This window comes from Gilliamella sp. B2717 (assembly GCF_026536675.1).
Lineage (GTDB): Bacteria > Pseudomonadota > Gammaproteobacteria > Enterobacterales > Orbaceae > Gilliamella > Gilliamella apicola_I.
Map to the genome: position 1 here is coordinate 25,767 of NZ_JAFNNQ010000094.1, position 24,500 is coordinate 50,266.

The following is a 24,500-nucleotide window of genomic DNA, read 5'->3' on the forward strand; positions in this document are numbered from 1 at the left end:
CCTATGAAAAATGATTACTTTTCACATCTTTCTGACGCCGATAACTGGTGTCAGAAATCAAATGAACAGGAAATGCCTTCTGATGATGTGGCATTTTTGAAGTATCGCTTGCATCAAATTAGTGATACTTGTGATTTTAATGATGACAGAAAGCAACAACCTACCTATCCAGACATTGAGCGTGTAGCAATCCAACCTCAAATTTGGAATAAACCTTTCAAAGCAAAATCCAAGCCAAATAGAAGTTTTATTGCCACAATTCGGCGTTTGATCATGTTTTTGTTGATTGCCATTCAAACTTATTTAGGCACAAATTATTTATCTTCTTTGCTACCCTATCAAAGTTGGGACAAAATTAATTTTATGGCTAATTGGCAGCTAAATCCTGAACTGGCAATTTATAACGTAATTCCCTATATTATTCAAGGAATTATAATAGTCCTCTTTGCTATCTTGTTTTGTTGGATCTCAATTGGTTTTTGGACAAGTATTATGGGATTAATTTTGGCGGTCATAGGTAAAGATCGATTCACCATACCGATTCCAACTGATCCTGCATCCCATATTGACAATACGCATCGCACTGCTTTAGTTATGCCAATTTGTAATGAAGATGTGGCACGTGTGTTTGCCGGATTAGAAGCAACTTACCAATCACTCGTCGAAACCGGTCATGCCGCATGTTGTGACTTTTACATTTTAAGTGATACCAATGATCCCGATCTTTATGTTAATGAACTGAAAGCTTGGGCTGATTTCAATGCTAAAAAAGCCGATAACGGCTGTCAAATTTTTTACCGTCACCGCAAACGCCGCGTAAAACGTAAAAGTGGTAACATCGATGATTTTTGTCGTCGTTGGGGTCATTTATATGAATATATGATGATTCTTGATGCAGACAGTATTATGACTGGCGACTGTATTTTAAAAATGATTGCCATGATGGAAATGACACCTAATGCAGGTATTTTGCAATCCCCTCCGAAGTCAGTCAGAATGAAAACACTCTATGGGCGTATTCAACAATTCGCTAATCAAATATATAGTGATATATTTTGTTCAGGTACTCACTTTTGGCAATTGGGTGAAGCACAATATTGGGGACATAATGCGATGATTCGTTTAAAACCCTTTATTGAACACTGTATTTTATCGCCTTTACAAAAACGTAAAGGGCCTCTTCATATATTGTCACATGATCTTGTCGAAGCGACATTAATGCGACGGGCTGGTTATGGAGTTTGGATTGCTTATAATCTTAATGGTAGCTATGAAGAGCTTCCTGGCAACATGATTGAAGATCTTAAACGAGATAATCGCTGGTGTATGGGAAATTTAATCAATTTAAGATTAATCTTTAAAAGTGGAATTACCTTCACCCACCGCATTATGTTTTTGACCAGTGGTATGGCTTATATATCGTCACTTTTATGGTTGGTCTTTTTAATCTTTTCTACATTATTATTATTGGTATTTAACATTTCAGAACCACAATATTTTTACCAATCCAATCAATTTTATCCTACTTGGCCTAAATGGGATGAACAGTTAGCAATAAGACTATTATCGACAACGTTAATATTATTATTTGCGCCAAAATTTTTTAGCTACGGTATTATCATTGCCAAAACCAGAGCAAAAGACGTAGGTGGAATTTTTAAATTAACCTTATCTATCCTTATTGAAATGATATGGTCGATGATTTTAGCCCCTATCCGCATGATATTTCATAGTAAATTTGTGGTAAAAGCATGGTTGGGTAGTAAAATCCAGTGGAAATCCCCTTCACGAAATGATGACGCGTTAACATGGGGCGAGTCATTCTATTTTTGCTGGCCACTGTCAATATTAGGCATTATTTGGTTAGCGATAATAATTTGGCTCAACCCGCAATTTACCTATTGGTACATTGCAATCCTGATACCGTTAACTATTTCTCCATTGGTTATTCGTGTTTCGGGTCTTTCTAGTGTGGGAATCAAAGCTCAAAAAGCAGGTTTGTTTTTAACCCCTGAAGAAACGCATCCAACTCGTGCCGTCACATTGACAGACGATTATTTACAACAAACCGAGGCTGCTTTTGTGCAACATGGCTTTATTATGGCACTTGTAGATCCGGTTTATAATGCGCTGGCATGTGCATTATCTACTTCACGTCATTTAGCGAATGAAAAAAATCAATTAGTACGTGACGAATTAGTTCATCACTATTTACACACAGATCTTGAAAAAATTACTAAAGAACAACAATTGGCAATTTTAGAAGATCCTTTCATCCTTTCTCAATTGCATCGCCATATTTGGCTGCAACAAGAAAAATACGACAATTTGTTCCAATTATGGCAAAATGAGCGTCAATAGTAATTTATAGGGCTTTAGCCCTATTTCTTTTTTATTAATTATCAACCCTCATGGATTTTTTTATGACTTGGCAACCTTCTGCATCTATCACTAACCTTCTTAAGCGCGCAAAAATCGTTTCTCAAGTAAGACAATTCTTTGCTGACCGATGTATTTTAGAAGTTGAAACTCCAACTTTAAGCCAATATGCTGTCACGGATGTGCATTTAAGTTCCTTTGATACCACTTTTTATAAACCAGGCGAATTTGAACTATCTCAAGGACAAAAAATGACGCTCATTACCAGTCCTGAATACCATATGAAACGCTTACTGGCTGCGGGCAGTGGTCCTATTTATCAAATCTGTAAATCCTTTCGTAATCATGAAGAAGTGAGTCGAATTCACAATCCCGAGTTTACTATGCTTGAATGGTATCGAATTCAATTTGATATGATGCAAATGATCAACGAAGTCGACGATCTATTACAATACGTCTTAGATTGTGAGCCAGCTGAAAGAATTTCATACCAAAAAGCTTTTCAACGTCATTTAAATATCGACCCGCTCGAAGCAGATCACCAAACATTAATTACTGCTGCAAATCAACTCAACATGGGTATTAAAACTGAAGATTATGATCGAGATTCATTATTACAGTGCTTGTTTACCTTAGGCGTTGAACCGCATATCGGGAAAGATAGACCCATAGCTGTCTTTAATTTTCCTGCTTCTCAAGCAGCATTAGCCACTATCAGTTCCGAAGATCATCGTGTTGCAAGTCGTTTTGAGTTCTATTATAAAGGTGTAGAACTTGCCAATGGATTTAAAGAACTGACAAATGCGCAAGAACAAAAGCTACGATTTGAACAAAATAATCTGGATCGCACCAAATTAAACTTACCACAACAAAATATTGATGTTGAATTATTAGCAGCAATGGAAGCAGGATTGCCTGATTGTGCAGGCGTTGCGGTAGGATTAGATCGCCTAATCATGCTAGCGCTTGAGTCACAAAGCTTAGCGGATGTGGTATCATTTACTTTTGAAAGGGCTTAATTATGCTTGCTGCGTTGGGATTAATTGATTGGATTGCAATTATTTTATGTTGTGTATCCTTAATTTTGTTGATAATCGTTTTTAAGTATCAATTTACCAGCCATAATCTCAAACAATTATTTGATATTCAATTGTCACAGAAAAAAGAGGAATTGCAGACTCTTGTCAAACAAGTCATGCAGTTAGAAAATGAACTTAATGCGTATCGACAACAACACGTTGCTCAAAATATGAAAATTAGCGAACTGAAAACTCGCTTAGAAGAAACGCTTAATTCTGCGCATGAACGTCAAACTATTCTTGAACAAAGCGAGCAACGTCTTACAACCCAATTTGAAAACTTAGCTAACCGCATATTTGAACACAGTGGTAAAAAAATTGAACAACAAAATAAACAAAGTTTAGATTTTTTATTGTCACCACTTAAAGAGCAGTTAGAAGGCTTTAAAAAACAAGTTCAAGATAGTTTTGGTCAAGAAGCGAAAGAGCGTCATACACTGACACACGAAATTCGTAATTTGCAGCAACTCAATGAGCTTATGACTAAAGAAGCGATTAATCTTACTAATGCCTTAAAAGGAAATAATAAAACTCAAGGAAATTGGGGGGAATTTATCCTCAGTCAAATTTTGGATAATTCTGGATTACGTTTAGGTTATGAATATGAAACACAAGTAAATCTAACCAATGACGATAATCGACGATTACAGCCTGATGTCATTGTACATTTACCTCAAGGTGGTGATGTTGTGATTGATTCAAAAGTCACCCTTGTTGCTTATGAGCGCTATTTTAATGGCGAAGATGAGGTCATCAAAGCTAAAGCCATGTCAGACCACTTGATAGCAGTCCGTAATCATCTTAAACAACTTAGCCAAAAAGACTATCATAAACTTATCGGCATTAATTCGTTAGATTATATTCTGATGTTTATTCCCGTCGAACCCGCTTTTTTATGTGCCATAGATCAGGATCCCTCATTAATCAATGAGGCACTAAAAAATAATATTATGATAGTCAGTCCAACCACTCTTTTAGTGGCACTGCGAACTATTCATAATCTATGGCGATTTGAATATCAAAATCGCAATGCAGAATTAATTGCCGATAGAGCAAGTAAACTTTATGATAAAGTCCGTGGTTTTGTTGAGGATATGGAAAATTTGGGTAACTGTTTAGATAAAGCACAACAAACATTTCAAAATTCAATGAATAAATTGGCTAAAGGACGAGGTAACGTCATTGGTCAAATTGAAAAATTTCGGGAATTAGGTGTTGAAGTTAAAAAACCGATCGATCCTGATCTTGCTTTAGTGTCCCTAGATGAATTGGAGCAGAAGTAAGAGACTATTTCAAATCAATCATTATAAGTAGGTATTGTATTGATAATGAAGAACGTCAGGCATTGAAGATCGCTAAATGCTAGAATATACAGATAAAGTGTCATTCACCATTCTTAAAATAACGTGTATACTCACTGAGTAAAAAGAGGATTACCTTATGCCCAAAAAAACGACTAAAGAACCGAGTTTTGAAGAAACACTGAAACAGCTTGAAACTATCGTCACACATTTAGAAAATGGTGACCTACCCCTAGATGAAGCATTGAATGAATTTGAAAAAGGGGTCAAGCTTGCCAGAGCGGGTCAAAAACAGTTAAAACAAGCAGAGCAACGGATACAAATTTTATTATCTGAAAATAGTGATGCTGAATTGTCAGATTTTTTAGTGGATGATGATGAATAACTTAAAAACGTTGCAAGATCGTATTGATGCTTTTTTAACATCGTATTTATCAGAAAAATCGGCATCGACTTTGCAACAAGCTATGAGTTACAGTTTACTTGCTGGTGGTAAGCGAATACGCCCTATTTTAGTCTATTTAACAGGTCAAATGTTTGGTTGTCCACTTGCTAATTTGGACGAACCGGCAGCCGCAATTGAATCGATCCATACCTATTCGCTTATTCATGATGACCTACCTGCTATGGATAATGATGATTTACGGCGAGGTAAACCTACTTGCCATATTCAATTTAATGAAGCACAGGCTATCTTAGCCGGAGACGCATTACAATCATTAGCATTTACATTATTAGCTGAAAGCCAATTCATCGATGATCAAGCCAAAATTAGAATGATAACCGAGCTGGCACAAGCAAGTGGTTTAGATGGGATGTGTTTAGGACAATCACTTGATTTACAAGCTGAACACCAATCGATATCACTTGAGCATTTACAAAAAATTCACTGCTTCAAAACTGGCGCTTTGATAAAAGCAGCGATACGCTTAGGCGCCTATGCGAGCGGTAATCAAGCTATCCCTTATTATGCTAATTTAGATCATTATGCAAAGGCAATTGGACTTGCTTTTCAAATTCAAGATGACATTTTAGATATTATTGGCGAACAAGCCATTATGGGAAAACCACAAGGTTCAGATATTGCGCATGAAAAAAGCACTTATCCGGCCTTAATGGGATTAAAAAATGCGCAACAGTTGACACAACAACTTTATCAACAAGCTATCGATAGTGTGAAGCAAATACCTTATAATAGTAAGCCATTACAAGACCTTGCTAGTTATATTATTAATCGTAATAGTTAACACACTCACTCAATAATAAAGATGAATTTAGATAATTATCCGCTATTAAAACAAATTAACTCTCCAACCGATCTTAGGCGCTATCCGCTTTCGCAATTATCTGCGATTTGTCGTGAGCTTAGGCAATTTTTGTTAACTAGTGTAAGTCAATCCAGTGGACATTTAGCTTCCGGTCTTGGCGTAGTTGAATTAACGGTCGCCCTCCATTACGTTTATCATACGCCATTCGATAAAATTATTTGGGATGTTGGACATCAAGCCTATCCACATAAAATTTTAACGGGTCGCCGTGATCAGATGCTGACTATTCGCCAAAAAGACGGCATACATTCTTTTCCACATCGAGAAGAAAGCGAATATGACGTATTAACTACAGGACATTCTTCAACTTCAATCAGTGCAGCATTGGGTATTGCCATTAGTGAACAAAAAAAACAATCAGGTCAAAAAGTTGCAGCCATTATCGGAGACGGTGCATTAACAGCAGGCATGGCATTTGAAGCAATGAATCATGCAGGTCATATCAAACCCGATATGTTAGTGATTATAAATGATAATGATATGTCCATTTCTGAAAATACCGGAGCATTAAATCAACATTTAACGCAAATTCTATCCAGTAAGGCCTATACTTCTTTTCGAGAAAGTGGCAAACGTGTTCTTTCCAATATTCCGCCATTAAAAGAGTTAGTTAAAAAAACAGAAGAACATTTAAAAGGTTTAATCACTCCTGCCATTTTATTTGAAGAACTGGGTTTTAATTACATTGGCCCCATTGACGGACATGATATTGAAAATTTAGTCTCCACATTACAAAGAGTGCGACAATTAAAAGGCCCTCAGTTATTGCATGTCATTACACAAAAAGGGAAAGGCTATGAGCCTGCTGAAAAGAACCCGACACTCTGGCATGGTGTACCAAAGTTTGATCCTATTGATGGAACTTTCCCGTTAGATAAAAAAATTGCACCCACCTATTCGCAAGTTTTTGGTGAATGGCTGTGTGAAATGGCAGAAAAGGACGAGCGATTGATCGCTATTACCCCCGCAATGAGTGAAGGTTCTGGTATGACTGAATTTGCTAAACGTTATCCCAACCAGTTTTATGATGTAGCTATTGCTGAGCAACATGCGGTAACGTTAGCGGCAGGTTTTGCTATTAGTGACTTTAAACCGATTGTGGCAATCTATTCTACTTTTTTACAACGTGCTTATGATCAAGTTATTCATGATATTGCAATACAAAATCTGCCTGTTTTGTTTGCGATAGATCGCGCGGGGATCGTGGGTGCAGATGGAGAAACCCATCAAGGGGCATTTGATTTAAGTTTTTTAAGATGTATACCAAATCTAGTTATCATGACACCAAGTGATGAAAATGAATGTCGTCAAATGCTATATACTGGCTATCTTCATCAAGGGCCTGCAGCGGTACGTTATCCTCGAGGAGAAGGAACAGGAACACCGCTAGCACCTTTAAATGCCATTCCATTAGGTCAATCTAAGGTATGCCGAGAAGGCGAAAAAATAGCTTTACTCAATTTTGGCACATTACTCCCTGAAGTTTTACAAGCTGCCGAGCAAATTAATGCTACAGTTATTGATATGCGCTTTGTAAAACCATTAGATGAGAAAGTACTTTTGCAGATTAGTCAAACCCATAATATACTAGTCACAATAGAAGAAAATAGTATTAAAGGCGGAGCAGGAAGTAGCATCAATGAATTCCTGTTATCGAAAAAAATAAAATGTGATATTTTAAACATTGGATTACCTGACAGGTTTATTCCACAAGGATCACAAAGTGAAATTAGGGCTGAAATGGGATTAAACTCAGAACATATTATCGATAAAATCAATAAATTTATAAATCAATAGGTAAAATATGGAAACTCAAGCTGTCACTATTCAAATTTTTGGACGAACGTTAAAATTTAATTGTCCAGTTGATGAAGTGGACGCCCTCAATAATGCAGCGAGAGATCTCGATCTACGCTTGACAAATTTACGTGAAAAATCACCACAAGTTGGAAGTGATCAACTAATTATGACGGCTGCACTGAATATCTCTTACGAACTGACTAAAGAAAAAGAAAAGAGTGATCAGTTTAGTGGTCGCTTAAAATTATTACAACAGTTACTTGATTCGGCTTTAAACTCTAACAATGAATCACTCTAATTGTAAATTTAATAAAAATACTATTGTATGATTTTTCAAATTTTGTATTATGTTACCCATCTCTGGGATGTTCGCGATTAAGGGTTAGTCCCCTGAGCCGATATTCTTTACTTTAGAATGATGTGACTTTTAATTGGTGTGTATGCCTTAATATTAAGGAAACCTAAAAATTAAAACACGTTGTTCACCTTGAACCTTGGGTTCAAGGGTTACGACCCTAACGACATCTTGGAGTTTTCCTTTTCTTCATAAGTGATAACTTAATGAACATCCGACAGATTATTCGCCAAAAAAGGCGTCAATTATCGCCTTATGAACGTCAAATTGCCCAGCAACGTATTTACCAAAAAATTGCTGATCATACTGCGATTGGTCAAGCCAAGAATATCGCAATATTTCTCTCTTTTGATGGCGAAATTGAAACTAAACCTATTATTGAATATTTATGGCAGCAAAAGAAAGCTGTCTATTTACCGATAATTCATCCTTTTGTGTCCACTCACTTACTTTTTATTCAATACACGCCTAACAGTCAATTAATCAAAAATAAGTATGGTATTTTAGAACCCGCTTTAAATGTATTAAATGTCATTCCCCATCAAAAATTGGATATTGTTTTCACTCCTTTAGTTGCATTCGATGATCGAGGTTATCGTTTAGGAATGGGCGGCGGATTTTATGATCGTTTGCTAGCTAATTATAAAGCAGACCAAATTTTACCTATAGGTTTAGGTTTTGCCTGCCAAAAAGTTCAGCAACTAAGCAACCAACCTTGGGATATCCAATTACCTCAAATCATTTATGCCTGAATCACCTTTACAATTATATTAAAAAAAGTGATTGAAATTTGTATCATTTAAAATTGAATAGTTGTATACTTATTTACGCTTCATTTCTTAACTTTGTTTTTTTAAACAATGGCTATTCAAAAGTAATAATTTGTAAATTACAATCTTTCTTTTTACAGTATGTTATTCATCCTTTTAGTTCTTTTTTTGTTTTGTATTATTGTTTCATACTCAAGTCTTAGGGAATAAATATTCTAACTCATGGTGGAATTTTATTTCTTAAGACTTTTTTTTATAATAAAAAGGAGTGTAGCAATGTCAGAAAAAAAAGCCTTAACCACCAACAATGGAGCACCAATAGCCGATAATCAAAATTCCCGTACCGCAGGTCCTCGAGGCCCTGTATTAATTGATGATTATCAGCTTATTGAGAAACTTGCACAATTTAATCGTGAGAACATTCCTGAAAGACGTGTACATGCCAAGGGATCGGGTGCGCATGGTACATTTACCGTGACTAATGATATCACTCAATATACTTATGCCAGTATTTTTGCCAAAGTGGGGAAACAAACTCCCGTGTTTGCCCGATTTTCAACTGTTGGCGGTGAACGAGGTTCATCCGATACAGCCCGTGATCCTAGGGGATTTTCTGTAAAATTTTATACCGATCAAGGTAACTGGGATATTGTTGGCAACAATACACCGGTATTTTTTATACGTGATGCCCTCAAATTCCCGGATTTTATTCATACCCAAAAACGTGATCCTAAAACCAACTTAAAAGATCCGCAAATGATGTGGGATTTTTGGTCTTTGTCACCGGAATCACTTCATCAAGTCACCATTCTGTTCTCTGACCGTGGTATTCCTGACGGCTTTAGACATATGCATGGTTTTGGTAGTCATACTTACAGTATTATTAATAAAGATAATGTTCGCACTTGGGTTAAATGGCATTTTAGAACGGAACAAGGTATTAAAAATATCCATCCTAAAAAAGCAGCCGAATTAGATGGTAGTAATCCCGACTCAGCACAAGAAGACTTATTTAATGCAATAGAACGCGGTGACTATCCTAAATGGCGCCTTTACATGCAGGTAATGACTGAAGAACAAGCCAATCATCATCCTGAAAACCCTTTTGATGTGACAAAAGTGTGGTCACAAAAACAGTATCCATTAATTGAAGTGGGCGTAATGGAACTTAATCGTAATCCAGAAAACTATTTTGCTGAAGTTGAACAAGCCGCATTTGAACCAAGTAATGTCGTGCCTGGAACGGGGTTATCGCCAGATAAGATGTTACAAGGGCGAATTTTTGCTTATGCCGATGCACATCGTTATCGTATAGGCACAAACTACCAACAATTACCGATCAATGCGCCGAAATGTCCGGTACACAATTATCAACGTGATGGGGCTATGCGCTTTTATACACCAGATAATGCGCCTAATTATGAGCCAAATAGTGTTGATAGCGCACCTAAACAACAACCACAATATGCTGAGCCACCGATGCATGTGCCTGCTGGTACAATGGATAGACATGATCATCGTGTTGACGATGATTACTATTCACAGCCACGCGCATTATTCAATTTAATGCGTCCCGATCAAAAACAGCTCCTGATTGATAATATTGTCGGTTCAATGAAAAACGTTGATCGTGATATCCAAATTAGACAGCTTAAACACTTTTATAAAGTCCACCCTGATTATGGTTCCGGTGTTGCCAATGGGTTAGGAATTGAAATCGATCTTATCAAAAGTTAGTTCACCTTATATCCACAGTGCCGACTTTGCTTAATCGGCACTGTATGGTTAATACATTTAGCGCTAAGTTAAATAAACAGGCTATTTATTTGTATTTACTCTTATTTTGGCTGGCGAACAGGACTTAACCCTATTGTTGAAAATTTATAGATAAATATAAAACTGTTTTGATGGTTATTTGGAAGAATTTCTTGAGAAAACAATCAAATATTGTTTTATTTACAGCTTGGTTAGTGGTTTAACTAAACCAAGCTTATTGTCCTTTTTAACTACTTATTTTTTTGTCTGACTATCTCAAATAAGCAAACGCCCGTTGCTACCGAGACATTCAGCGATGACACAATTCCCGCCATTGGAATACTGACCAATTCGTCACAATGTTCTTTCGTTAAACGTCGCATGCCTTCCCCTTCTGCGCCCATAACCAGAGCCAATGGAATATTTGTTGATGATTTGTAAAAGTCAGTTTGATAAAGTGTACGTTCTGCTTCTCCAGCCGTGCCCACAATCCACACTTGATACTCATCTTGTAACATTCGCATGGTACGAGCTAAATTGGTTACCCGAACAACAGGGATACTTTCAGCGGCTCCACAAGCCACTTTTTGTGCCGTCGAATTAAGCGGAGCCGAACGATCTTTCGGGACAATAATAAAATTAACCCCTGCGGCGTCTGCTGTTCTGATGCAGGCACCAAGATTATGTGGATCTGTTACGCCATCTAAAATCAGAATAACGGGATTGGGTTGCTGTTCAACTAGTAATGGAATGTCATTTTCTTGATAGGTACGACAGGGTTTTACTATTGCTAAAATACCTTGATGTACACCATTTTTAGATTTGTCATCTAACCACTGGCGATGGGTTATTTTCACGATTAAACCAAGTTGTTCTATTTCATGCACAAGACTATTAAGACGTTTATCTTCCCGCCCTTTGGCGATGTAAACCTCAATAATTCTTTCAGGGGCACGTGTTAAAAGTGCTTCTATAGCATGGATACCGTAAACTGTTTCACTCATCTATTTTTTACTCTTTACTTTCTTACTTTTAGTCGTTTTACTTGTTGATGTCGATGCGATTTGAACCGCATTTTTATCTACCTTTTTGCGCTTTCCTTTATTTTTATTTGTCGCTTTCGCCTTTTTTTTAACGCTGCCACTCACTACTTGTTTTTTGCTTTTACGCTTTTTAGTCGGCGTAACATCCTTATCATTTTTATCATTTAGCTGTTTAGCCTTAGTTTTTGCGGTTTTACCTTGACGCTTAGGCTTATTATTACTACTGACCAAGGCAAAATCAATTTTTCTTTCTTCAGGATTAACATTTTCTACTTTAACGCTAACTTTATCACCTAAACGGTAACTGTAATGGGTATTTTCACCAATTAAACGATTTCGAGATGCGTCATAAATATAATAATCATTTTCAAGCGATGAAACATGTACCAGACCGTCTATAAACAGATCATCTAATCTGACAAAAAACCCGAAGTTCACAACACTTGATATGGTACCATTAAAGACTTCACCCACATGATCTTGCATATAATCACACTTGAGCCAATCAACCACATCACGCACAGCCTCATCGGCTCGACGTTCAGTCAGTGAACAATGTTCGCCAAAATAGAGCATTTCGTTAATGGTATAACGATGCCCTCCAGTCTTACTGGTTTTATGCTGTTCATTAGCTAATATCCACTTAATGGTTCGATGTAACAGTAAATCTGGGTAACGTCGAATTGGCGAGGTAAAATGACCATACTCTTCAAGTGCAAGCCCAAAATGCCCCCGATTTTCTGGATCATAAATCGCTTGTTTCATCGAACGTAAAATAACTGTCTGTAACATGTCACTATCAATACGCTCTTCAATCGCTAGCATCAACTCGGCAATATCTTTTGATTTTGGGTTAACACCGCCACCTAACGATAATCCTAGTTCTTGTAAGATGCTACGTAAGTTATTCATTCGCTCTTCATCTGGGCGATCATGAACACGAAACAAAGCAGGTACATCGGCCTCAATCACCAGTTTTGCCGCTGCAACATTAGCTAAAATCATACACTCTTCAATAATCTTATGTGCATCATTACGTTGCGCTAACTCAATACTTTCGATCCGTTTATCAGCATTGAAAATAAATTTCGGTTCTTCCGATTCAAAACCAATCGCTCCACGAGCAATTCGTGACTTATCCAATATTTTGTATAAGCCATATAGGTTTTCTAAATGTGGCACTAAATCATGGTAATGTTGACGTAGTTCTTTATCACCGTCTAAAATTTTTGCAACTTTCGTGTAAGTCAATCTGGCATGTGAATTCATCACAGCGTCGTAAAATTGATAACCAGTCAAACGGCCTTTGTTTGATACGGTCATTTCACAAACTAAACATAGTCTATCTACCTGTGGATTAAGCGAACAAAGTCCATTTGATAAAGCTTCAGGCAACATCGGCACGACACGAGAAGGAAAATAGACTGATGTACCGCGTAAGCAGGCTTCTTTATCTAGTGCTTTATCGGGTCTGACGTAATAACTGACATCAGCTATTGCCACCCATAATCGGTAACCTCCACCACGATTTTTTTGGCAATACACGGCATCATCAAAATCACGTGCATCTTCACCATCAATGGTAACTAAAGGTAGATCCCGTAAATCTTTACGCCCTTTTTTGGCTTTTTCGGGCACTTCATCACCGAATTTATTCAGCTCTTTTTCAACAGCTTTAGGAAATTCATATGGGATTTCATGATTACGAAGGGCAATATCTATGGCTAAGTTAGTCCCCATGTTTTCACCAAGGACTTCTTTAATGACACCGACTGCTTTTTGACGACGTTCAGGGCGTTGTTGTAACTCAACAACGACGACCGTTCCCATGCGTACTGTGCGTTTCGGTTTACCAGTGATTAAAATATCGAAATTTAAGCGACTATCATCAGGCACCACAAATCCAACGCCTTGTTCAATAAAGTAGCGACCAACAATTAAATTACTGCGAGGCTCTAAAATACGCACAACACGTGCTTCTGTTTTTCCACGATATTGATTACTCAGTGGTTGGGCTAAAATCACATCACCTTGTAAGACTTTTTTCATCTGTTCTGGCGATAAAAAGTAATCTTCAGGTTTTCCTTCAACACGTAAAAAGCCAAAACCATCACGATGAGCAATCACCTTCCCCTTAACCATATCTAACTTTTCAGGCAATGCATAACATTTACGGCGTGTAAACACGACTTGACCATCGCGTTCCATTGCACGTAAGCGACGATGTAGTGCTTCTTTTTGTTCTTCATTTTTAATAGAAACGGCTTGGGCAATTTTTTCTAAATTAGCAGGCTTCGCCTCTTTGGTTAGGTAATCTAATATTAATTCGCGACTGGCTATCGGGGAATCATATTTTTGTGCTTCTCGTTCATAAAATGGATCGTTTATCATAAGGAATATCCAGAGATCATATTTAATCGGTAGCATAACATAGAGTTATGTAACTTAAAATAAACATTCCTTTTTACTACTAATCTTTATCGATATAATTTACATAGCTAAACAAAACTGAATTATTAACATCAAAACCGAATCTAATTCGGCATTTTGAAGTCCATAAATGATATAAATTCAATCTTTTACTCATCTATTTAGTGTTTTTTCACGCTCAATAGCTCGATAACCGATATCATGACGGTAAAAACAGCCATGCCAATGGATTTTATCAACTTGTTGATAAGCACGTTGCTGAGCTTCCAATACTGTATCGCCTAAAGCGGTGACACAAAGCACACGACCACCGTTAGTTAACACATGCCCTTTTTCAAAACTGGTACCTGCATGGAACACTTTACAATTAGATGTTGATTCGGTAGGTAAACCCATGATTGTATCTTGGGTATTATATTCACCCGGATAACCACCAGCAGCCATAACGACACCTAATGCAGGTCTTCGATCCCAGTTGGATTTAACCGTACTTAATTGACCATTTACCGCCGCCAAACATAACTCAATCAAGTCTGATTGCATACGCATCATAATGGGTTGGGTTTCGGGATCGCCAAAACGACAATTAAATTCAATCACTTTAGGATTACCCTGTTTATCAATCATTAAGCCTGCATACAAAAAACCAACATAAACATTGCCTTCTTGAGCCATGCCATTTACGGTTGGATAGATAATTTGTTCCATAACTTTGGTAAATACCTCATCTGTCACAACAGGTGCTGGAGAGTAAGCGCCCATTCCCCCCGTATTTAAACCCGTATCACCGTCACCGACTCGCTTGTGATCTTGACTTGTTGCCATTGGCTCGACATGCTTGCCATCAACCATGACAATAAAACTAGCTTCTTCGCCCATTAAAAATTCTTCGATAACCACTCGATGACCCGCATCACCAAATGCATTACCCGCTAGCATATCGCGTACAGCATTTTCAGCTTCTTCAAGGGTCATGGCGACAATAACCCCTTTACCGGCCGCTAGCCCGTCGGCTTTAATCACAATGGGAGCGCATTTTTCACGTATATAGGCAATGGCAGGATCAATTTCAGTAAAAGTTTGATATTCAGCTGTGGGGATTTGGTGACGCGCTAAAAAATCTTTAGTAAAAGCTTTAGAACCTTCTAGCTGAGCTGCCGATTTAGTTGGCCCAAAAATATTTAATCCGGCTTTTTGAAAACTATCAACAACACCAAGTACTAATGGGACTTCAGGCCCCACTATGGTTAAATCAATTTGCTGTTGCTGGGCAAAATTAAGTAATCCACTAATATCATTTGCTTTGATATTAATATTTTCTAAATTAGGCTCAAGTGCTGTACCTGCATTACCCGGTGCGACAAAAACTTTTGTAACCAAGGGGGACTGTGCCGCTTTCCATGCCAAAGCATGCTCACGACCACCATTACCAATAACCAATACTTTCATACCCATTCCTTTAATTTGTTCTTAACTGACATTTATATTATACGATCAATGTCTAAAATGACGCATATTAGTAAAAATCATTGCAATATTATGTTCATTAGCAGCTTGAATAACCTCATCATCACGGATAGAACCACCTGGCTGAATGACACAAGTTACCCCGACTTTAGCCGCAGCATCAATGCCGTCTCTGAATGGAAAAAATGCATCAGATGCGACCACACAGCCCGCTACTTCTAAATTTTCATCTTTCGCTTTTATACCGGCTATTTTAGCCGAATACACACGACTCATTTGTCCTGCTCCAATTCCAATGGTCATGTTGTCTTTGGCATAAACAATAGCATTGGATTTAACAAACTTAGCCACTTTCCAGCAAAACAGTGCATCAGATAGTTCTTTTTTAGTTGGTTGCCGTTTGGTCACCACTGTCAATTGATTTTCGGTGACCATACTTAAGTCATGTTCTTGAACTAACAGTCCACCATTTACTCGCTTAAAATCTAAACGACTATTCAATGATTGCGACCATTGACCACATGCTAATACCCGTACATTTTTTTTTGTCTGCATTATGGCAAGTGCATCTTCATTAATTGACGGTGCTATAATCACTTCTACAAATTGGTTTTCTACAATTCTGGTTGCCGTTTTTGCATCTAAAGGACGATTAAAAGCAATAATCCCACCAAAAGCAGACGTTGGATCGGTTTTAAACGCATTTAAGTAAGCATTCAAAAGGGTGTCACTCACAGCCACTCCGCAAGGATTAGCGTGTTTGACAATCACACACGCTGGCTCATCAAAGGATTTAACGCATTCAAGTGCTGCATCCGCATCCGCAATATTGTTATAAGAAAGTGCCTTACCTTGTAATTGTTTAGCTGTCGCAATCGATGCGTCGTTTATATCTTCATCAATATAAAAAGCTGCTTTTTGATGTGCATTTTCACCATAACGCATATCCTGCTTTTTGATAAATTGAAGATTCAATGTTCGTGGAAATTGTCCAGACACTTTATCGGTTTCACCATAATAAGGCGGCACTAACTGCCCAAAATAGTTGGCAATCATACCATCATATTTTGCTGTGTGTTCAAAAGCTTTAATCGCCAAATTGAAACGATATGAGTAGCTCAGGGAATTGTGTTGCTGATCCATCAATTCAATAATGGTCGCATAATCATTGTAATCAACAACAATAGCGACATCTTGATGATTTTTAGCCGCGGCACGTACCATGGTGGGGCCACCAATATCAATATTTTCAACGGCATCTTCTAAACGGCAATCTGATTTAGCGACGGTGTCAGCAAAGGGATACAAGTTAACCACGACCATATCAATCGGTGCAATTTGATGTTGATGCATCACATCATCATCTAAACCTCGCCGCCCTAAAATTCCACCATGAATTTTAGGATGAAGCGTTTTGACTCTTCCCTCCATCATCTCAGGAAATCCGGTATAGTCTGAAACCTCAATGACGGGAATATTGTGTTTCATAAGCAATTTAGCGGTACCGCCCGTAGAAAGAAGTTCAACGTTTCGTTGATGAAGAGCTTGGGCAAATTCGATAATACCGGTTTTGTCAGATACGCTAAGTAAAGCGCGATGAATAGGTCGAAACTGCTGCATGATGGGGCTCCGAAGTTAATACTTTAAATCCAAATCAATTGAATCGGTATTATATAGAAAAGCATCATCGATGTTTAGTGATTAGTTTATATTCTGATAAATTTAATTATATCCTGCAAAGCGAATCTAACATTTTAAGCCTAGCATATGGAGCATTTGAAAATTTCACTTTGAAAAATAGAACAAGCTTTTTTAGCTATAAAAGTGATCTGATTTTAAAAAATAAAAAGTATTGTTTGATTGGTAGTAACCGAAAAATTGATAAATAGGTAGTTTTAATGTATTCCTATCGCAATAAAATTTATTTGGTTAAAAAATGAGTTATTAATGAAGCGGCATAACCTAAACTAAATTGATAACTCATTAAATAACCAAGCAATAAGGTTTAATCGTCACTATAGCCAAGACTGCGTAATGCACGCTCGTCATCAGCCCAACCTGCTTTGACTTTAACCCATAACTCTAAATGAACTTTAGTATCAAAAAAAGATTGCATATCTTTACGAGCTTCAATCCCAATTTTTTTGATCTTTTCACCTTTATTGCCAATGACCATTTTCTTTTGACCATCACGTTCGACTAATATCAACCCATTGATTCGATACATGCCTGTACGTTCATCAACTTTAAATTGTTCGATTTCAACGGTTACCGAATAAGGCAATTCATCGCCTAAAAAACGCATTAATTTTTCACGAATGATTTCCGATGCCATGAAACGTTGCGATCGGTCAGTAATGTAATCTTCTGGAAAATGGTGTTCCCCAACCGGTAAATGTTTTTTCACAATATCTTTGATGATATCAATACCTTCACCTTTTTCAGCGCTAATTGGTACGACGTCAAGAAAATTGACTTTTTGACTGATTTCTTGAATATGAGGTAACAATTGGGTTTTATCGGTAACATTATCAATTTTATTGATCACTAATAAGACCGGCGACTTACAATCTTTCAATTTGTTAGCAACCATTTCGTCATCATCGGTCCAGTGCGTACCTTCAACGACAAAAATCACCAACTCTACATCACCAATAGAGCTACTTGCCGCTCGATTCATAAGGCGGTTAATCGCTCTTTTTTCTTCAATGTGAAGACCGGGTGTATCGATATAAATTATTTGGTCATTACCTTGAGTATCAATGCCCACAATACGATGACGTGTTGTTTGAGCTTTACGCGAGGTAATAGAAACTTTTTGACCTAATAATTGATTTAATAAAGTTGATTTGCCGACGTTTGGTCGACCTACGATGGCAACGAATCCACAATGTTGTGTTGTTTCTGTCATTTTATACCTAATTGATTGAGTGCTTGTTGAGCAGCAGCTTGTTCGGCTTTACGGCGACTAAGTCCTCGCCCTAAATACTGATGATCATCATTTTCAAGTTTGCATTGAATCAAAAATTCTTGCTCGTGTTTATCACCTGTGACTTCGAGGATCAAATAACAGGGACGTTCTTGATGTATCCCTTGCAAGTATTCTTGAAGTCTTGTTTTCGCATCTTTTTGTTTCACACCCGGTTTAATTTCTGCTAACCGGCTCTGATACCAAGACAGTATTAACCGCCTGACATTTTCAATATTACTATCTAAATAGATCGCACCAATAATGGCTTCAACTGCATCAGCGATAATTGATTCCCGACGAAAACCACCGCTTTTTAATTCACCTTGTCCTAAGGTCAGATAATTTCCTAAATTGAATGCTTTACCTATTTCAGCCAATGTTGTGCCACAAACTAAGCTTGCTCGCATCTGACTTAAATCGCCTTCATCTTGCTGCTTAAATCGATGAAAAAGATCGTCTGCAATGGCAAAGCTTAAAATAGAATCGCCTAGAAACTCTAGGCGTTCGTTATGTCGTTTATTCGCACTTCGATGAGTTAAGGCTAATTCAAGTAACGAAAGGTTTTGAAACTGATAGCCAATCGACTGTTGCAAAGATTTTAAATTTTTAATACTCATGGCGACTAGTGTATGCCTCCAATACGGCTAAAGCGAATCCCCGTAGGCCATTCATCGGGTTGTTTTTCAAAGCTAATCCATATTGCTGTCGCTTTACCAACGAAGTTTGATTCAGGCACGAATCCGAAATAACGGCTGTCGCCACTGTTATCACGATTATCACCCATCATAAAGTAATTGCCTTCCGGTACAACCCAAGTCGCAAGCGGTTGTCCATTTTGATGGAAGAAGTATTCTGGTTTTTCAATTATGTTTTCCGTTGTTAAAATATCGTGTGGTTTATCACCCAGTGTTTCTTGCTGTATGTTTATATTTAATGATTCGACAGAGTTTGAATCAGCAATCCCTTTTTCTTTATACTGTTCTAAAGTATAAAAATTAGGCCCTGATTTGAATTGCTGATAAACTTGTTTCCAATTACTTAATTTTGGTTCACTGTAATGTAAATCCAGTGGTTGCGTTTTTTGCCCTACACAGTTGGTATCACTACTTTGGCAAGCAGGATAAATAAAGAGTTTTTTGTCTTGAACTGAGTAAACAATTTTATCACCAGGCAAGCCAACTACACGCTTAATTAAATCAATTTTTGAACCATCTGGGTGTTTAAAAACGGCAACATCTCCGCGTTTAGGGTGCCCTGTCGATATAATGACCGTATTAGTAATGGGATCACGCAATCCATAAGAATATTTCTGAACAGCAATAAAATCACCAATCAAAAGTGTCTGCATCATCGAACCAGACGGAATCTGAAACGGTTCATATAGAAACGAGCGGATGAAAAATACAACAAAAAGAACAGGGAAAAATGAGGCTAAATTCTCTACCCAACCTTTTGGTTTACCGACTTGAGCCAGCACTTTTCCATCGATTTCACCATTGCATTGTTTACGGACTTCCTCAACTTTACGCTGTCTTGCAGGCTTCCAGCGGTATTTTTCTAAAAACCAAAAGATACCTGTTATCAATGTTGCTATTGTTAATATGATGGCGAATGTATTAGCCATTTTTTTTCCTCTTTTACTGGTTAATCTTTACCGACATGTAAAATAGCTAAAAACGCTTCTTGTGGTAATTCAACATTACCCACTTGTTTCATGCGTTTTTTACCCTCTTTTTGTTTTTGTAAAAGTTTTTTCTTACGACTAACATCACCACCATAACATTTTGCTAATACATTTTTACGTAATTGCTTAACGGTCGAACGCGCAATGATATGATTTCCGATTGCTGCTTGAATAGCAATATCAAATTGTTGACGTGGAATTAAATCTTTCATTTTTTCAACTAATTCGCGACCACGGTAAGGTGCATTGTCCTTATGAGTGATTAACGCTAACGCATCAACACGTTCTCCGTTAATAAGTACATCTAACCTGACCATATCGGCAACTTGGAAACGTTTGAAACTATAATCCAATGAAGCATAACCACGAGAAGTTGACTTTAATTTATCAAAGAAATCTAAGACCACTTCAGTCATAGGGATTTCATAGGTTAGCGCCACCTGATTTCCATGATAAACCATATGCGTTTGTACTCCACGCTTTTCAACACAAAGTGTAATAACATTGCCAAGATAAGTCTGTGGTACCAAAATGTTACACTCGGCAATAGGCTCACGCAATTCTTGAATATTGTTAACAGCAGGTAGTTTAGCAGGGCTGTCAACATAGATTATCTCGTTTGACGTTGTCAGCACTTCGTAAACTACTGTTGGCGCTGTCGTAATCAAATCTAAGTTGTATTCACGCTCTAACCGCTCTTGAATGATTTCCATGTGTAATAATCCAAGGAAACCACAACGGAAACCAAACCCTAATGCACCTGAGTTTTCTGGTTCATAAAATAGCGATGCATCATTTAGGCTTAATTTTCCAAGTGCATCACGAAAGGCTTCATAATCATCCGAACTAGTCGGGAATAACCCAGCATAAACCTGGGGTTTTACTTTTTTGAACCCCGGTAATGGGTTTTCTGCTGGCGTTTTAGCAGAAGTTAATGTATCACCAACAGGAGCCCCTAAAATATCTTTAATTGCACAGACAACCCAACCTACTTCACCACATTGTAAACAGGTTTTGTCGACTTGTTTTGGGGTAAATATTCCAAGGCGATCAACATTGTAAGTCATTCCTGTGCTCATCACTTTGATTTTATCCCCTTTCTTTAATTCACCATTTTTAATGCGAATTAAAGACACAACACCAAGATAATTATCAAACCATGAATCAATTATCAATGCCTGCAAAGGTGCATTTGAATCGCCTTCAGGTGGCGGAATATCATTAACCAATTGTTCGAGTACATCAATAACCCCCACACCTGTTTTTGCTGAACAGCGAACAGCATTAGAGGCATCAATACCAACAATATCTTCGATTTCTTCTGCCACACGTTCCGGCTCAGCAGCGGGCAAATCAATTTTATTTAGCACTGGGACAACTTCAAGATTCATATCTAAAGCGGTATAACAGTTTGCCAGAGTTTGTGCTTCAACGCCTTGACCTGCATCAACCACTAACAACGCCCCTTCACAAGCCGCTAACGATCGCGATACTTCGTAAGAGAAGTCAACATGACCGGGGGTGTCAATAAAATTAAGCTGATATGTCTCACCATTTTTTGCATGATAATCGAGAGTAACACTTTGTGCTTTAATTGTTATACCACGTTCACGTTCAAGATCCATTGAATCTAAAACTTGTGCTGCCATTTCACGATCAGACAGACCTCCACAAATTTGTATGATGCGGTCTGAAAGTGTAGATTTACCATGGTCAATATGAGCAATAATTGAAAAATTGCGGATATTTTTATTCATATCAATAAATTATATTTTGTATTTTAGTTGTAAACAATTAACTATTTAAATACCGAATAGTGATAAACAGTATCTCATAATAATTATAAAGCTAGAAAGAGTAGCATTTTACACATTTATCACTGCTAAGCATAGCGTTATCGAGAAGTTAACCACTATTTCTCAATAATATTTTGTGCAATACGTTCTATAGTCGTTCGCGGTAGATTACCAATAATGATAATATTCTTTTTAGCAATATTGGTTGAAAAAATGGTTCGTCCACCTTGTTGGATAAACTGATTAGCCTGATTTGCTTTTTCGGAAGAAACATTGACCGTAAATGAAAAAACGCCATCTGAAAAAAGCTTTGTGGCTATATCTGAATTATAAAAATTGACATTATATGCTGCCACTTCTTTAAATCCTTTAGGTAGCCATGCTAATCGCCATGAATCGAGTACGTTTTCTTGTTTTTCAATAGATAATAAAATAGGGTAGCTTCGAGTTTCGATGTATTCCTTTACTGCTTTTTTATCAAAATTTTCGTCGAGATCGACTACCTTAAGTTGGCTGATAATTTCGCTATGTTGATCTAATAAATCTATACGAATCGGTAGGTAAATTTCATCATCAACCCAAATAACATAGCTATAACGATCTTTATCTTTTGCGACCATTTTAACCAATTGTACGCTACGATTTGCTGTCCGTGTTTTTCCTAATAAAGTAAAGTCATATACATCGGTAAGTTCATTAAAATCGTTATATATGATATCTGGGAAAGCCTCAACAATTCGTGAACTGCTTATCGAAAAAGACTCGCTATCCGGTTGGAAGTAGCTAATGACGTTTTCATGTAAAATAATTTCTCTCGCAGCACCTTCAAGATAAAGTAACAACGCTTTGACATCTTTTTTATTTTCCGCACCTAAATGCGTATATTCATATGTGGTAACGTATTGATTTTTATCTTGTGATAAGAAGTGAATTTGATAATCTTGAGTTTGCACTGCCTTGCTCATTTTATTAAGCAGAGCGACAGGATCATTATTTTCACTAGCTTGAATTGACAGGGACAATAACAGAAAAAACAGACTAGCAAATATATAGCTACTCTGTTTTATCATTGTTTGGAAATTTGAATAAAATTTTAATTTCATTTCGGATTACTGAGCATTTAACCTTTTTTGCAGTTCATAATCTTGTACAAGTAATCTGATTTTATCATATTGTCTTTTTTCTAAAAGTTGCTGATCATTCTGTTGCTGTAGTCCTCCAACAGGCGCAACATTGACACCAACAGGGATGGTATTTAAAGTTGGGATATTACTATCACTATCAGATTGACGTTGTTGATATTGTACACCCGCAATAATCGCTAAAGTAACGCAAGCAGCAAGACCAACTTGACTGACTTTTGCCATGACGTCTTTGAGACGAATCCAAATAAGATTTTGTTTATTTGGTCGCGATATTTCATCCTGATTAGGTTGATTGGTTAATTTGTTATAGATATCTTCTTTAGCAATGGCGTTTGCCACTTGTTTAGAAATATCCAAAGTTAATGCGCTACTATGCAAGTCACCACGCATTGCTTCTCTGGCAATATGATAGCGATGCCAACATGATTGAAGGCTTTCATCATTTGATATTTCATCAATGAAATGATCACTTGTAAACTCGCCATCCATAAGCAATGAAAGTTGCTCTTTCTGTTCAATTCGCATAGTAGATACCTTAAATTTATGACTACTCATTATCATTTTGTATTCAACCAATTAATGGTTTTAATTTTTCATCAATCGCATCTCTTGCTCTAAAAATGCGTGATCTCACTGTTCCAACCGGCGTATCCATTATTTCTGCAATCTCCTCATAACTTAAACCATCAATTTCACGTAATGTAATTGCTATTCTTAAATCATCAGGAAGCGCATCAATTGCTTCAAATACGGCTTTTTTAACTTCATCAGAAAGCGCTAAATTCTCAGGATTATCAAGATCCCTGAGCGAATCAGCTCCTTCATAACTTTCCGCCTCGCTTGCATCAATATCCGATGAAGGTGGTCTTCGACCTTGAGACGTTAAATAATTCTTTGCTGTGTTAACCGCTATGCGGTATAACCATGTGTAAAAAACACTTTCCCCTTTAAATAAGCTTAACGAACGATAAGCTTTGATAAAGGTTTCTTGTACAACATCTGGCACTTCAGAAGCGAGTACATAACGAGAAACCAAGTGAGACAATTTATTTTGATAACGAACCACAAGTAAATTGAACGCATTTTTATCTCCGTTTAATACACGGTCAACTAAAACTTGGTCTGTTACTTGCTCCCCCATTAAAGGCCATTCCTCATTATGTTAATAACTGTTGCTCGGCCAAAACGCTGCACTCA

At 37.3% G+C, this 24,500-nt stretch carries 20 protein-coding genes and 1 other RNA gene; 10 read left to right on the top strand and 11 right to left on the bottom strand.

The features are described 5' to 3' along the window. Positions 1-3: 3 nt before the first annotated feature. The 10 genes from mdoH to J3U35_RS09875 all read left to right on the top strand — a co-directional run bounded on the left by mdoH (position 4) and on the right by J3U35_RS09875 (position 10,749). Entirely contained in the window at positions 4-2,361 is a 2,358-nt protein-coding gene (gene mdoH / locus J3U35_RS09830; RefSeq protein ID WP_267361062.1) for a glucans biosynthesis glucosyltransferase MdoH, read from the top strand. Positions 2,362-2,423: 62 nt separating this feature from the next. Further along, entirely contained in the window at positions 2,424-3,398 is a 975-nt protein-coding gene (epmA, locus tag J3U35_RS09835; protein ID WP_267361064.1) for an elongation factor P--(R)-beta-lysine ligase, read from the top strand. A 2-nt stretch (positions 3,399-3,400) separates the two neighbouring features. Then, on the top strand, positions 3,401-4,741 hold the full coding sequence (gene rmuC / locus J3U35_RS09840; protein ID WP_267361066.1) for a DNA recombination protein RmuC: 1,341 nt from the start codon (positions 3,401-3,403) through the stop codon (positions 4,739-4,741). 157 nt (positions 4,742-4,898) lie between these two features. Beyond that, complete coding sequence (gene xseB, locus J3U35_RS09845) at positions 4,899-5,144, top strand: exodeoxyribonuclease VII small subunit (protein ID WP_065559557.1); 246 nt, start codon at positions 4,899-4,901, stop codon at positions 5,142-5,144. Next, on the top strand, positions 5,134-6,006 hold the full coding sequence (gene ispA, locus J3U35_RS09850; RefSeq protein ID WP_416380695.1) for a (2E,6E)-farnesyl diphosphate synthase: 873 nt from the start codon (positions 5,134-5,136) through the stop codon (positions 6,004-6,006). The genes xseB and ispA overlap by 11 nt, the downstream gene beginning before the upstream one ends. Positions 6,007-6,021: 15 nt before the next feature. Next, positions 6,022-7,884: a 1-deoxy-D-xylulose-5-phosphate synthase gene (dxs, locus tag J3U35_RS09855; protein ID WP_411590082.1), complete on the top strand. Its 1,863-nt coding sequence runs from the start codon at positions 6,022-6,024 to the stop codon at positions 7,882-7,884. Between the two features lie 7 nt (positions 7,885-7,891). Continuing rightward, positions 7,892-8,185, top strand: a complete 294-nt coding sequence (gene zapA, locus J3U35_RS09860) for a cell division protein ZapA (RefSeq protein ID WP_065559560.1) — start codon at positions 7,892-7,894, stop codon at positions 8,183-8,185. A gap of 56 nt (positions 8,186-8,241) precedes the next feature. Continuing rightward, a non-coding RNA gene (ssrS, locus tag J3U35_RS09865) (6S RNA) lies at positions 8,242-8,424 on the top strand. Positions 8,425-8,448: 24 nt separating this feature from the next. Continuing rightward, positions 8,449-8,994: a 5-formyltetrahydrofolate cyclo-ligase gene (locus tag J3U35_RS09870; protein WP_267361070.1), complete on the top strand. Its 546-nt coding sequence runs from the start codon at positions 8,449-8,451 to the stop codon at positions 8,992-8,994. A gap of 294 nt (positions 8,995-9,288) precedes the next feature. Further along, entirely contained in the window at positions 9,289-10,749 is a 1,461-nt protein-coding gene (locus tag J3U35_RS09875; protein ID WP_267361072.1) for a catalase, read from the top strand. A 269-nt stretch (positions 10,750-11,018) separates the two neighbouring features. Here the strand turns inward: J3U35_RS09875 and rlmB are convergent, their stop codons facing one another. From rlmB to rpoE, 11 genes are all read right to left on the bottom strand, one after another. Further along, a complete protein-coding gene (rlmB, locus tag J3U35_RS09880) occupies positions 11,019-11,771 on the bottom strand; it encodes a 23S rRNA (guanosine(2251)-2'-O)-methyltransferase RlmB (protein WP_267361074.1) in 753 nt (250 codons plus the stop codon). Next, positions 11,772-14,201, bottom strand: a complete 2,430-nt coding sequence (gene rnr, locus J3U35_RS09885) for a ribonuclease R (protein WP_267361076.1) — start codon at positions 14,199-14,201, stop codon at positions 11,772-11,774. A 192-nt stretch (positions 14,202-14,393) separates the two neighbouring features. Continuing rightward, a complete protein-coding gene (gene purD / locus J3U35_RS09890) occupies positions 14,394-15,689 on the bottom strand; it encodes a phosphoribosylamine--glycine ligase (protein WP_267361078.1) in 1,296 nt (431 codons plus the stop codon). Positions 15,690-15,734: 45 nt separating this feature from the next. Further along, a complete protein-coding gene (purH, locus tag J3U35_RS09895; RefSeq protein ID WP_267361080.1) occupies positions 15,735-17,327 on the bottom strand; it encodes a bifunctional phosphoribosylaminoimidazolecarboxamide formyltransferase/IMP cyclohydrolase in 1,593 nt (530 codons plus the stop codon). 385 nt (positions 17,328-17,712) lie between these two features. Continuing rightward, a complete protein-coding gene (gene era, locus J3U35_RS09900; protein WP_065559567.1) occupies positions 17,713-18,618 on the bottom strand; it encodes a GTPase Era in 906 nt (301 codons plus the stop codon). Next, on the bottom strand, positions 18,615-19,295 hold the full coding sequence (gene rnc, locus J3U35_RS09905) for a ribonuclease III (RefSeq protein ID WP_267361084.1): 681 nt from the start codon (positions 19,293-19,295) through the stop codon (positions 18,615-18,617). The genes era and rnc overlap by 4 nt, the downstream gene beginning before the upstream one ends. Before the next feature lie 5 nt (positions 19,296-19,300). Then, complete coding sequence (gene lepB / locus J3U35_RS09910; RefSeq protein WP_267361086.1) at positions 19,301-20,302, bottom strand: signal peptidase I; 1,002 nt, start codon at positions 20,300-20,302, stop codon at positions 19,301-19,303. 20 nt (positions 20,303-20,322) lie between these two features. After that, positions 20,323-22,119 (bottom strand): translation elongation factor 4, encoded by a 1,797-nt coding sequence (gene lepA / locus J3U35_RS09915; protein WP_065559570.1) that lies wholly within the window; start codon positions 22,117-22,119, stop codon positions 20,323-20,325. 155 nt (positions 22,120-22,274) lie between these two features. Further along, positions 22,275-23,261, bottom strand: coding sequence for a MucB/RseB C-terminal domain-containing protein (locus J3U35_RS09920; RefSeq protein ID WP_267361088.1), 987 nt, complete (start codon positions 23,259-23,261; stop codon positions 22,275-22,277). A gap of 6 nt (positions 23,262-23,267) precedes the next feature. Continuing rightward, positions 23,268-23,828 carry an RseA family anti-sigma factor gene (locus tag J3U35_RS09925; protein WP_267350581.1) on the bottom strand — a complete coding sequence of 187 codons (561 nt, stop codon included), beginning with the start codon at positions 23,826-23,828 and terminating at the stop codon, positions 23,268-23,270. Between the two features lie 43 nt (positions 23,829-23,871). Beyond that, the gene (rpoE, locus tag J3U35_RS09930; protein ID WP_267350583.1) at positions 23,872-24,444 is read right to left on the bottom strand and encodes an RNA polymerase sigma factor RpoE; all 573 of its coding nucleotides are present in this window, start codon (positions 24,442-24,444) and stop codon (positions 23,872-23,874) included. Between the last annotated feature and the right edge of the window lie 56 nt (positions 24,445-24,500).

Bases quoted from the DNA above. Each gene is read 5' to 3' on its own strand.
- mdoH (WP_267361062.1), top strand. From the start codon at position 4: ATGAAAAATGATTACTTTTCACATCTTTCTGACGCCGATAACTGGTGT.
- epmA (WP_267361064.1), top strand. From the start codon at position 2,424: ATGACTTGGCAACCTTCTGCATCTATCACTAACCTTCTTAAGCGCGCA.
- rmuC (WP_267361066.1), top strand. From the start codon at position 3,401: ATGCTTGCTGCGTTGGGATTAATTGATTGGATTGCAATTATTTTATGT.
- xseB (WP_065559557.1), top strand. From the start codon at position 4,899: ATGCCCAAAAAAACGACTAAAGAACCGAGTTTTGAAGAAACACTGAAA.
- ispA (WP_416380695.1), top strand. From the start codon at position 5,134: ATGATGAATAACTTAAAAACGTTGCAAGATCGTATTGATGCTTTTTTA.
- zapA (WP_065559560.1), top strand. From the start codon at position 7,892: ATGGAAACTCAAGCTGTCACTATTCAAATTTTTGGACGAACGTTAAAA.
- J3U35_RS09870 (WP_267361070.1), top strand. From the start codon at position 8,449: ATGAACATCCGACAGATTATTCGCCAAAAAAGGCGTCAATTATCGCCT.
- J3U35_RS09875 (WP_267361072.1), top strand. From the start codon at position 9,289: ATGTCAGAAAAAAAAGCCTTAACCACCAACAATGGAGCACCAATAGCC.
- rlmB (WP_267361074.1), bottom strand. From the start codon at position 11,771: ATGAGTGAAACAGTTTACGGTATCCATGCTATAGAAGCACTTTTAACA.
- rnr (WP_267361076.1), bottom strand. From the start codon at position 14,201: ATGATAAACGATCCATTTTATGAACGAGAAGCACAAAAATATGATTCC.
- purD (WP_267361078.1), bottom strand. From the start codon at position 15,689: ATGAAAGTATTGGTTATTGGTAATGGTGGTCGTGAGCATGCTTTGGCA.
- purH (WP_267361080.1), bottom strand. From the start codon at position 17,327: ATGCAGCAGTTTCGACCTATTCATCGCGCTTTACTTAGCGTATCTGAC.
- era (WP_065559567.1), bottom strand. From the start codon at position 18,618: ATGACAGAAACAACACAACATTGTGGATTCGTTGCCATCGTAGGTCGA.
- rnc (WP_267361084.1), bottom strand. From the start codon at position 19,295: ATGAGTATTAAAAATTTAAAATCTTTGCAACAGTCGATTGGCTATCAG.
- lepB (WP_267361086.1), bottom strand. From the start codon at position 20,302: ATGGCTAATACATTCGCCATCATATTAACAATAGCAACATTGATAACA.
- lepA (WP_065559570.1), bottom strand. From the start codon at position 22,119: ATGAATAAAAATATCCGCAATTTTTCAATTATTGCTCATATTGACCAT.
- J3U35_RS09920 (WP_267361088.1), bottom strand. From the start codon at position 23,261: ATGAAATTAAAATTTTATTCAAATTTCCAAACAATGATAAAACAGAGT.
- J3U35_RS09925 (WP_267350581.1), bottom strand. From the start codon at position 23,828: ATGCGAATTGAACAGAAAGAGCAACTTTCATTGCTTATGGATGGCGAG.
- rpoE (WP_267350583.1), bottom strand. From the start codon at position 24,444: ATGGGGGAGCAAGTAACAGACCAAGTTTTAGTTGACCGTGTATTAAAC.